The sequence below is a fragment of the Burkholderia sp. Se-20373 genome (assembly GCF_017104705.1).
In the GTDB taxonomy this organism is placed as follows: Bacteria; Pseudomonadota; Gammaproteobacteria; order Burkholderiales; family Burkholderiaceae; genus Burkholderia.
In genome coordinates, this window is sequence record NZ_JAAGPH010000200.1 from 1 (window position 1) to 10,813 (window position 10,813).

Genomic DNA, 10,813 nt, shown 5'->3' on the forward strand with positions numbered 1-10,813 from the left:
TCCGTCGCGCCGGCGCGCACCGCGACGTCGACCGCGTGTGCGTCGAGGTCGAACACCGTCAGCGCGTGGCCGGCTTTCAGCAGGTTGGCGGCCATCGGGCCGCCCATGTTGCCGAGTCCGATGAATGCGATTTCCATATGCAGGCTCCCGGGGTCAGCGCAGCGCGATCGTCGTGTTCACGCCGCCGGCCGTCGCGTCGTCGTCGAACCAGCGCGCGGTGACCGTCTTCGTCTGCGTATAGAACTGCACGACCTGCTTGCCGTACGGGCCGAGATCGCCGAGCTTCGAGCCGCGCGAACCGGTGAAGCTGAAGTAGGGCACCGGCACGGGGATCGGGATGTTGATGCCGACCTGGCCGATGTCGATCTCGCTCTGGAACTTGCGTGCGGCCGCGCCGCTCTGCGTGAACAGGCCCACGCCGTTGCCCATCGGGTTGCGGTTGACGAGCGCGATCGCTTCGTCGAGCGTGTCGGCTTCGAGCACGACCACCACCGGCCCGAAGATTTCTTCCGTGTAGATCGACATGTCGGTCGTCACGCCCGAAAAGATCGTCGGGCCGACGAAGTTGCCCTGCTCGTAGCCGGGCACCTTCACGTCGCGGCCGTCGAGTTCGAGTTTCGCGCCGGCCTTTACGCCTTCGTCGATCAGCGACAGGATGCGTTCCTTCGCCGCCTTCGACACGACCGGCCCGACGTCCGTGCCGGCTTCCGCGCCCGCATTGACCTTCAGCGCCTTCGCCTTCTCGACGAGCTCCGGCAGCCAGTCGCGTGCCTTGCCGACCAGCACGACGACCGACGTCGCCATGCAGCGCTGGCCGGCCGCGCCGAAGCCCGCGCCGACGAGCGCGTTGATCGACTGCTCGCGGTGCGCATCGGGCAGCACGACCGCGTGGTTCTTCGCGCCCATCATCGACTGCACGCGCTTGCCGTGCTGGCTGCCGAGGTTGTACACGTGCGTGCCGACGCGCGTCGAGCCGACGAACGAGATCGCCTTGATGTCCGGATGCGTGCAGAGACGGTCGACCACCGTCTTGCCGCCGTGCACGACGTTCAGCACGCCCTGCGGCACGCCGGCCTCGATCGCGAGCTCGACGAGCTGCATCGTCGACAGCGGATCCTGCTCCGACGGCTTCAGCACGAACGTGTTGCCGCACACGATCGCCATCGGGAACATCCACAGCGGGATCATGCCGGGGAAGTTGAATGGCGTGATGCCCGCGCACACGCCGATCGGCTGGCGCAGCGTGTAGGTGTCGACGCCGCCCGCGACGTTCTCCGCGAATTCGCCCTGCTGCAGCGTGCCGATCGAGCACGCGTGCTCGACCACTTCGAGGCCGCGGAAGATGTCGCCCTGCGCGTCGGGCAGCGTCTTGCCTTGCTCGGCTGTCAGCGTGTGCGCGATCCGTTCGAGATTGCGGCGCACGAGATCCTGGAACTTCAGCATGATGCGCAGCCGCGCGCCGATCGGCGTCGTCTTCCAGGTCTGGAACGCGCGCTGCGCGGATGCGATCGCGGCATCGACCTCGTCGAGCGTCGCAAACGGCACGCGGCCGATCACTTCCTGCGTCGCCGGGTTGACGATGTCGCCCCATTCGGCGCTTCGCGATTCGACGAACGCGCCGTCGATCAGCAGCTTGGCGGTGGGCAGGGCGAGGGTGGTCTGGGGAACTGCGGCGTTCATGGATGTCTCCGTAAAGCGGTGTGACGATGAAATGGGTGTCTGCTTGCGCCGCGCGTGGATGCGCGGCGGGCAGCAGGCGGAACTGAAATCGATCGAAGGCAGGCCGGCGGGTCAGGCGCGTGCCGGGCGCATCAAAGCGGTACACGCGAGCGCGAATACGCCGAAGCCGACGAGGTACGCGATCACGTAATGCGGTTGTCCGCCGCCGACTTTCAGCAGCGACGTCGCGATCATCGGCGCGAAGCCGCCGCCGATCACGCCGGCCAGCTGCACCGACAGCGAGATGCCGCTGTAGCGGATTTCCGCGGGGAACTGCTGCGCGAACAGCAGCGATTCCGGCGCATAGAGGATCGGGAACACGACACCGAGGCCGAGCACGATCGCCCACCACGCGTACGACACCTGCTGTGTGCCGAGCATCATGAAGAACGGCGCGGCGAACGCGCACATCAGCACGAGGCCGATCGCGAACAGCCGGCGCTGGCCGATGCGGTCGCTCAGGTGGCCGCACAGCGGCATCGTGACGAGCGACAGCGCCGCGCCGGCCGTGATCGCGTGCAGCATCTCGGCCTTCGGCAGGTGCAGCTGCTGCGTCGCGTAAGCGAGCGCGAACGTGACGACCATGTAGAACCAGGTGTTCTCGGCGGCGCGCGCGCCGACGATTGTCAGCACCTCGCGCGGATGGCGGCGCAGCGCGGCCGTCACCGGCGATTTCTCGGCCTTGCCCAGGCGCTGCATCTTCTCGAAGTCGGGCGATTCGGGCACTTTTGCACGGATGAACCAGCCGAGCCCGACGAGCGCGATGCTCGCGAGGAACGGCACGCGCCAGCCCCACGACAGCATGTCGGCTTCCGGCAGCGCGGCCACCGCGGCCATCGCGACCGACGACAGGATCAGGCCGAGCCCGACGCCCGTCTGCGGCAGGCTGCCGAACAGCCCCTTGCGGCCCTTCGGCGCGTGCTCGACGGCCATCAGCACCGCGCCGCCCCATTCGCCGCCGACGGCCATCCCCTGCAGGAAGCGCATCGCGATCAAGAGCGCGGCGGCCCAGTAGCCGATGCGGTCGTACGACGGGATCAGCCCGATGATCATGCTCGGCACGCCCATCAGCAGCAGCGTGATCATCAGCATCGACTTGCGGCCGATGCGGTCGCCGAAGTGGCCGAACACGATGCCGCCCATCGGCCGGCCGATGAAGCCGACCGCGAACGTGCCGAACGCGGCGAGCGTGCCGACGACCGGGTCCAGCGACGGGAAGAAGATGCGGTTGAAGACGAGGGCGGCGGCCGTGCCGTAGAGGAAGAAGTCGTACCACTCGATCGTGGTGCCGGCCATGCTGGCCCAGCCGGCCAGCAGGTAGTGCTTCGCGGTGCGCGCGGGCGCCGGCGCCGCGACTGTCGCATGCTCATCGAGGGTGGATCGGGTCTGCATGGTGTCTCCGTGGTGGTGCCGCGGCTCGTGGTCCGCAGGTCACGGTCGAGTATAGTTATGCGCAGATTCATCATGTACCGATAAAGAAACCGGTTGGATGTGCATTTATGCATATCGACAGCCGGGCCCGAGACTCCAGCCCCTTTTTTCCTCATCGATGCGCACTGCCACCGAGCCGGTTTCCGGCAACCTGAACTGGGACGACCTGCGCTTTTTCCTCGAAGTCGCGCGCACGCAGCGCGCGAGCGGCGCCGCGAAGCGGCTGGGCGTCGACTACACCACCGTCGCGCGGCGCATTCGCGCGCTCGAGGCCGCGATGGGCACGCTGCTGTTCGACAAGTCGCGCTCCGGCGGCTTCACGCTGACGGCCGAAGGGCAGCGGCTCGTCGCGTATGCGGACGCGATGGAGACGACCGTGCAGTCCGCGTGCGACCAGGTCGCGAATACGGGCGAGGCGCTGTCGGGCCATGTGCGGATCGGGTCGACGGAAGGGTTCGGCTGCTTTTTCCTCGCGCCGCAGCTCGCGCAGTTTCGTGCCGAGCATCCGCACGTGACGGTCGACCTGCTGCCGGTGCCGCATTTCGTCAACCTGCCGAAGCGCGAGGCCGACCTCGCGATCACGCTCGAGCGGCCCGAGCGCGGGCCTTACGTGGTCACCAAGCTGTGCGACTACCAGTTGCGGCTCTATGCGACGCGCGACTATCTCGCGAACCATGATCCGATCACCTGCACCGACGATCTCGCGCGGCACGCGTTCATCAGTTACGTCGACGATCTCGCGTTCAGCAACGAGCTGCTGTACCTGGACCGCGCGGTGCCGGGCGCGACGGCCGGGCTGCGCACGACGAGCGTGATCGCGCAGTATTTCGCGGCGCTGCAGGGCGGCGGGCTGGCGATCCTGCCGTGTTTCATGGCGGCCACGCAGCCGGCGCTGGTGCCGGTGCTGCCGGACGACGTGGTCGTCACGCGGTGCTTCTGGCTGACCTGCCGCGAGGATCTGCGCAAGCTGCGGCGCGTGACCGCGCTGTGGGATTACCTGCGCGCGGCGGCGGACGCGAATCGCGCGCTGCTGTCGGGGGAGTCGGGGAAGCTGAGGTTCGTCGGCGAGCCGGAATAGCGCGCGACGTGGCCGCGGCGAAGGCGGCCGTGCGGTTCATGGCGTGAACACGGCCCGGCGGCGAACCTGCCGGCAAGCGAAGCATTGAAGAATCGGGGAACCGGGGGCGAGACAGATGGCATTGACGCATGCGGGCAAGGTCTTCGTGGTGTGTGTGGCGGTCTTTGCCGTGGCCGCTTATTGGCTCGCGTCGCGCATGGTGCGCCGCCAGTCCGGCGCCCGGCGCGGTGCGAAGGGGGCGCCGAATCGCGGCGCGGTCGCATTCTGGTGGCTCGTGTGCTTTTGCCTGGTGTCGCTGTTCTTCCCGTTCGCGTACTGGATCGGCGACGAGTTCTACGTGCTGGCCGTCTCGCCGAAATACGAGGCGACCGTCGTGTCCTACACGTCCGAGTGGGATACCTGCGAGCGCCGCGACAGCGACGGGCGGACCGAACGGTATCAGTGCCTGAAATACACGTCGATGCTGGAAGCCGCGCTGCCCGACGGCAAGCGCGTGGTGATGCCGGGCAACGTCCGTTCCGGCGGCGCGCCGGAAATCGGCGAGCGGATCGATGTCGTGTTGCCGCCCGGTGCGGATCAATGGCACGAACGCAGCGTGCGCAGCATCGGCCTGCTGGCCGGCGGCGCGGTGATGGTCGCGATGATCGGGTACTTCATTTACCTGATCGCGGCGTACGGCGCCGGCCGGAACATCGACCGCGCGGCCCGCTTCGGCGTGGCGGCGGTGGTCAACGGGCTCGTGCCGCTCGGCGCGCTGCTGATGGAAATCGGGTTCCTGAGCGTGCCTTATCGCTACTGGGCGCGAGGGAATCCGGAAGATTGGCCGGTGTGGGTGCTGGCGCTCAGCCTGCTGTTCGCGCTCGCGCTGCTGCCGTTGCTGCTGATCTACGCGCGAACGGCCTGGCGCGCGGTCGTGAAGTAACGGAGATGGCGGCGCGGTCGTGCCATCATTGCCGCACCGACAGCCGCCAGGAGACGGTCGCGGAAATTCATTCCCAGTGGACGTTCGATTGCCGGCCCGAGCCTGTCTGGCCGCATTTTCTCCATGCCCGGATGGACGACACGCGGCCGTTGCTGTTCCGCCTCGGCGTGCCGAAGCCGGTCAGTTGCCGCGTGCCGGAAGGCGTGCCGGCCGTCGGCGACACACGGCAGTGCACGACCGATCGCGGCACGATCGACCAGCGGATACTCGTGCTCGACGAGCCGCCGGCCACCCCGCGACCGCGCACCGGAACCCGGTTTTCAACCCGGGCACTCGAGCCGGTCCGCGAGTTCGTTCAGATCCCTGACGTCGAAGTCCCACGCATCATCGGCTTTCAGGTCGGTCGTCTGGCCGGGCCCGTGTTCGGTCGGCCGCAGCACGAACGCGGTCGACAGCCCCTGCCGGCGCGCGGCCGCGAGATCGCCGTTGTGCGCGGCGACCAGGCACAGCTCGGCCGGTTCGACGCCGAGAATCTCGACCGTATCGCTATACACCTGCGGCGACGGCTTGTACGCGCGGACGACCTCCGCACCGAGAATCGCATCCCACGGCAGCCCCGCACGTTTCGCGACGTCGACCATCAGCCGGATGTTGCCGTTCGACAGCGGCGCGATGATGAAGCGCCGCTTCAGCCGTTGCAGCGCCGCGACGGCGTCGGGCCACGGGTCGAGGCTGTGCCACGCGAGGTTGAGCGCGTCGATGTCGGCGTCGGGCACGTCGTCGATCCCGTAGCGGTCGAGCGTGCGCACCAGGTTCTCGCGGTGCAGGACGTCGAGGCGCACGTAGCGGCGGCGGCCGCTGCGGATTTCTTCCATCGACGGCGAATATTCGGCCCGCCACGCATCGGCGAATTCGAGCGGGTCGAGCGCGGGGGCATGGCGGTCGAGGAACGCGGCGGCGCCGCGTGCGACGCCGCTTCTCCAGTCGACGATCGTTCCGAAGACATCGAAAACGAGCGCCTTGATTTCGGCAGGGTTCGTCATGGTGATCCCGTGAGGGTCGATCGATGAGGTGGTGAATCGCCGTGCCGCCCGACTGCGCGACGCCGGTTCGATCGTCATTGAATCACGGATACGGAAACGCGGTTTGGCCGACGGCGAGGTCGTGCGGCCTGCTCGTCGAGTTCGCGGACGCAGGCCCGTCGTCGCCGCCCGACAGACGGAATCGGTGTCATGGCCAACCGATCGGGTGGGCGCCGAGCGGTTGCCATGGCGGTTCGTGCAGTCGGCCCGCGCATTCGAACTGGCGGGGCGCGCGCCCGCGGGCGTGTCGGTCGCGGCCGCGATCGATGCCTTGAAGGCCGTGACGCGCACGGAATCCGGCGCGGTGCCATGAAGGCGAACGGAGCCGGGCGCCGCCACAAGCTGACGAACGGTTTGCATGCGCACCGCGCACCACGCGCGGCGTTGCGCCGGGCCGTCACGCCGTGCGCGAGTCTTTCGGCGAGCTGACTGCCGGCTGCAACCGCCGTGCCGACCGCGCGTAACCCCTGATGCGCACGGACCCCCGGCTTGTCACGGATTGGTGTTAAATGTATTTCGGCGCGCGTTGGCACCGCGGGCAATACGGGGCGCACCGGGCATCGGCGTAAACCCGGGGCGAAAAACGGCACGAAGGATCGAAAACGAATCGGGCGCATCAGACCCGATCGGACAGACGGCAGGATTCATCTTGAATACCGAACCGCAAAGTTCTCGTTACAGTCTCGGGCTCGCTGCGGAAGTGCTCGCGTCCGAGCAAAGCGTGCTGAGGCTGATCACGCGCAATACACCGCTGCCGGAGCTGCTCGTCGAAGTCTGCCGGCGCGCCGAGGCGTTGCTCGGCGACGGCGCGTCGTGCACGATCCTGCTGCTCGACACCGACGGCGTGCACGTGCACGTCGGCGCCGCGCCATCGCTGCCCGGGCGGTACAGCACGGCGATCGAAGGCGCGTCGATCGGGCCTGCCGCCGGCTCGTGCGGCACGGCGATGTACCTGCGCCGGATGGTCGTCGTCGAAGACATCGAAACCGATCCCCTGTGGGCCGACTACCGGGCCGTCGCATTGCCGCTGGGCTTGCGCGCGTGCTGGTCGGTGCCGTTCCTCGACGAAGCGGGCGTCGTGCTCGGCGCGTTCGCCGTCTATTACCGCACGCCGCGCCGGCCGGGCGACGAGGAAACCGAACTGTTGCGCGACATCGGCAACAGCGTCGGCCTCGCGGTGCACCAGGACCGGATCGCGCGACAGCTCGCGCGCAGCGAGGAACATCACCGGCTCGTGGTCAACAGCCTGAACGAAGGGATCCTCGTGGTGTCGCGCGACGGCGTCGTGGTCGCGAGCAACCCGAGTGCGAACCGGATGATGCGCGTGAAGGGCGACCTCGTCGGCCGCCGCCTGTCGACGGTGATCCTGCGCAAGCTGCACGAGGACGGCACGCCGATCGCGCCCGACGACTGGCCGAGCCGGCGCGCGCTCGAGACGGCCACGCCGATGCTCGACTACACGGTCGGCTTCGGCCTGGCTGACGGCGACATCATCTGGGTGCGCGGCAACGCGGTGCCGATCGTGAGGCCGGGCGAGCAGCAGGCCGATTCGGTGCTCGTGTCGTTCAACGACATCGGCCCCGTGCGCGAAGCGCAGCAGCAACTGCGCTACCTGGCGACGCGCGATGCGCTGACGGGCCTCTACAACCGCCGCTGGCTCGGCGACCGCATGCGCGAGCTGTTCGGCGGACACGATGCGGCGGGCGTGCCCGCGCGCGTCGCGATCCTGTTCATCGATCTCGTCGGTTTCAAGAAGGTCAACGACACGGCCGGCCACGACGCGGGCGACGCGCTGCTGCGCAGCGTGGCCGCGCGGCTCGCGGCCTGCGGCGGCGGCCAGTACGCGCTGACGCGGGTCGGCGGCGACGAGTTCGTGATCCTCGTCGACGACTGCGACGATCCCGACCGGCTCGCGGTGCTCGCGCGCGAGGTGATCGACGCGATCGCGAAGCCGTTCGCGATCGCGAACAACGAATACTGGCTCGGCGTGTCGATCGGGATCAGCGTCGCGCCGCGCGACGGCGACGATGCCGTCACGCTGATGCGCAATGCCGATTCGGCGATGTACGACGCGAAGCAGCGCGGCCGCAACCACTTCACGTTCTTCACCGCGCAGCTCAACCTGCGGCTGCAGCGCCGCTTCGCGATCGAGCAGTCGCTGCGGCGCGCACTGTCGTCGGACATGCTGCGGCTCGCGTATCAGCCCGTCGTCGACGCGCGCAGCGGCCGCACGGTCGGCGCCGAGGCGCTCTTGCGCTGGACGAGCCCCGAGCTCGGGCCGATGTCGCCGGCGGAGTTCATTCCGGTCGCGGAAGATACGGGGTTGATCGTCGCGATCGGCCAGTGGGTGCTCGAAACCGCGTGCCGGCAGGCGGCCGAATGGCGCCGCACGATCGCGCCCGACCTGATGCTGGCCGTCAACCTGTCGCCGCGGCAGTTCCACGAAGGCCTCGTCGAATCGGTCGGTCGCTGCCTCGCGCAGACGCGGCTCGATCCGTCTGCGCTCGAACTCGAGATTACCGAAGGACTGCTGATGAACGACACGGACACCGTGCTGCCGATGCTCGAGGCGCTCACGGACATGAACGTGCGGATCTCGGTCGACGATTTCGGCACCGGCTATTCATCGCTCGCGTACCTGAAGCGCTTTCCGCTGCACAACCTGAAGGTCGACCGCTCGTTCGTGTCGGGCGTGCCCGATCATCACGACTCGGTGGCGATCACGCAGGCGGTGGTCGCGATGGCGCATTCGCTCGGGATGAAGGTCACGGCCGAAGGGGTCGAGACGCAGGCGCAATCGTGGTTCCTGCAGCAGATCGGCTGCGACATGCAGCAGGGCTATCTGTTCAGCCGCCCGCTGGACCCGGGCGACTACGCGCGCCGGCTCGGCGCGATGTGAGCGGGCACGCGTTCGGCGCTCAGTCGACGCGCGGGGCGCCGAACCCGCCGGGGACCGGCGTCGTCGGCGTCGCATCGATCTCGACGCGGTTCTTGCCTTCATGCTTCGCGCGATAGAGCGCGCGGTCGGCCGCTTCGATCAGCAGCGTCGTCGGCAGGCCGGGCATCGGCACGATGGTCGCGCCGCCGATGCTGATCGTCACGGTGTCGCCCGTCGACGAATGCGCGTGCCGCAGCCGCAGCGCCTCGACCGCGAGGCGGATCTTCTCGCCGAGCAGCCGCGCGGCGCCCGGCGACGTGGCCGGCATCACGACCGCGAATTCCTCGCCGCCGAAACGCGCGGCGAGATCGCCCGACTGGCCGAGGCAGCGCTCGATGGTCGACGCGATCTGCTTGAGCACACTGTCGCCCGACACGTGGCCGTACGTGTCGTTGTACAGCTTGAAGTTGTCGACGTCGATCATCAGCAGCGACAGCTCGCTGCGCTCGCGCGTGCCGCGCCGCCATTCCGCGGCGAGGTACTCGTCGAGATAGCGCCGGTTCGACAGCCCGGTCAGGCCGTCGGAATGCGTGAGGCGCCGCAGCTCGAGATTGGCTTCGAGCAACTGCTGCTGCGATTGCCGCAGCGCGCGGTAGGCCTCGTCGCGCTGCAGCAGGTTCATGTACGAGCGCGAGTGGTAGCGCACGCGTGCGACGAGCTCGATGCGGTCGGGCAGCTTCACGAGGTAGTCGTTCGCGCCGGCCGCGAACGCGGCGCTCTTGATCACGGGCTCTTCCTGCGTCGACAGCACGATGATCGGCACGTCGCGCGTCGCCGGATTCGCGCGGTACGCCTTCACGAGGCTCAGCCCGTCGGTGCCGGGCATCACGAGGTCCTGCAGGATCACGGTCGGCCGCGTCTCGATCGCGGTGGCCATCGCGTCGTCCGAACGCGGGCAGTAGTGGAAATCGATGCCTTCCTCGTCGACGAGCGCGCGCCGCACGGCTTCCGCGACGATCGTCTGGTCATCGACCAGCAGCACCATCGCCGGCACGTCGACGGGCGGCGTGTAGGGGCCGCCCGGCGGGCGAGTCAGGTCAATGGTCATGGTCGATGCGGGTTGTTGCGGTTGTTGCGGGGGCCGGCATGGGTGTTGCGCGTGTTCATCGTCGGGCTCAGATTCTCGCGAGCGCCGCCAGCTCGCCCGCGATGCGCCCGAGCGGCAGGATCGCGCGCGCCGCGCCGAGTGTCGCGGCCGCTTTCGGCATGCCGTACACGGCGCTCGTCGCCTCGTCCTGGGCGATCGTATGGTAGCCCTTCATCCGCAGCGCCTTCAGGCCGATCGCGCCGTCGCGGCCCATCCCGGTGAGCAGCACGCCGATCACGCGGCCGGGCCAGTGCTCGGTCAGGCTGTTGAAGAACACGTCGACCGACGGGCGATACGGCGTGGCGGCCGGCTCGCGCGTGTATTCGAGCGTGCCGGCGCGGGTGATGCGCAGGTGGTCGTCGGTCGCGGCGAGCAGCGCGACGCCCGGCTGCGGGCGGTCGCCTTCGCGCGCGACGCGCACGGCGAGCGGCGTCTGGCCGTCGAGCCATTGCGCCATGCCTTCGGCGAACGCGCGGTCGACGTGCTGGACGATCACGATCGGCGCGCTGAAATCGGCCGGCAGGCCGCCGAGGACGGACGCGAGCGCGCCGGGGCC

At 68.7% G+C, this 10,813-nt stretch carries 10 protein-coding genes; 4 read left to right on the forward strand and 6 right to left on the reverse strand.

Annotated elements, in window-relative coordinates:
* The 3 genes from G3N96_RS35245 to G3N96_RS35255 all read right to left on the reverse strand — a co-directional run.
* A partial coding sequence (locus G3N96_RS35245) for an NAD(P)-binding domain-containing protein (RefSeq protein WP_206140060.1) occupies positions 1–137 on the reverse strand: 137 nt, incomplete at its 3' end.
* Between the two features lie 16 nt (positions 138–153).
* On the reverse strand, positions 154–1,680 hold the full coding sequence (locus tag G3N96_RS35250; RefSeq protein WP_206140055.1) for a CoA-acylating methylmalonate-semialdehyde dehydrogenase: 1,527 nt from the start codon (positions 1,678–1,680) through the stop codon (positions 154–156).
* Positions 1,681–1,791: 111 nt separating this feature from the next.
* Positions 1,792–3,111, reverse strand: coding sequence for an MFS transporter (locus G3N96_RS35255; RefSeq protein WP_206140056.1), 1,320 nt, complete (start codon positions 3,109–3,111; stop codon positions 1,792–1,794).
* A gap of 157 nt (positions 3,112–3,268) precedes the next feature.
* Here G3N96_RS35255 and G3N96_RS35260 point away from each other — a divergent pair, with 157 nt between their 5' ends.
* Both G3N96_RS35260 and G3N96_RS35265 read left to right on the forward strand, forming a co-directional pair.
* On the forward strand, positions 3,269–4,228 hold the full coding sequence (locus G3N96_RS35260) for a LysR family transcriptional regulator (protein ID WP_089497283.1): 960 nt from the start codon (positions 3,269–3,271) through the stop codon (positions 4,226–4,228).
* A gap of 115 nt (positions 4,229–4,343) precedes the next feature.
* Complete coding sequence (locus tag G3N96_RS35265) at positions 4,344–5,150, forward strand: uracil permease (protein ID WP_206140057.1); 807 nt, start codon at positions 4,344–4,346, stop codon at positions 5,148–5,150.
* A 320-nt stretch (positions 5,151–5,470) separates the two neighbouring features.
* On the opposite strand, the gene G3N96_RS35270 is transcribed toward G3N96_RS35265, so the two are convergent.
* A complete protein-coding gene (locus G3N96_RS35270) occupies positions 5,471–6,193 on the reverse strand; it encodes a haloacid dehalogenase type II (RefSeq protein ID WP_089497281.1) in 723 nt (240 codons plus the stop codon).
* Positions 6,194–6,224: 31 nt separating this feature from the next.
* Here G3N96_RS35270 and G3N96_RS39490 point away from each other — a divergent pair, with 31 nt between their 5' ends.
* Both G3N96_RS39490 and G3N96_RS35280 read left to right on the forward strand, forming a co-directional pair.
* Positions 6,225–6,545, forward strand: a complete 321-nt coding sequence (locus G3N96_RS39490) for a hypothetical protein (RefSeq protein WP_241022972.1) — start codon at positions 6,225–6,227, stop codon at positions 6,543–6,545.
* A 336-nt stretch (positions 6,546–6,881) separates the two neighbouring features.
* The gene (locus tag G3N96_RS35280; RefSeq protein ID WP_206140058.1) at positions 6,882–9,131 is read left to right on the forward strand and encodes an EAL domain-containing protein; all 2,250 of its coding nucleotides are present in this window, start codon (positions 6,882–6,884) and stop codon (positions 9,129–9,131) included.
* Between the two features lie 19 nt (positions 9,132–9,150).
* Here G3N96_RS35280 and G3N96_RS35285 read toward each other — a convergent pair whose 3' ends face one another.
* Both G3N96_RS35285 and G3N96_RS35290 read right to left on the reverse strand, forming a co-directional pair.
* Positions 9,151–10,218 (reverse strand): diguanylate cyclase, encoded by a 1,068-nt coding sequence (locus G3N96_RS35285; protein WP_206140059.1) that lies wholly within the window; start codon positions 10,216–10,218, stop codon positions 9,151–9,153.
* Positions 10,219–10,285: 67 nt separating this feature from the next.
* On the reverse strand, positions 10,286–10,813 hold a 528-nt coding region (locus G3N96_RS35290; protein WP_277399473.1), incomplete at its 5' end, for a chemotaxis protein CheB.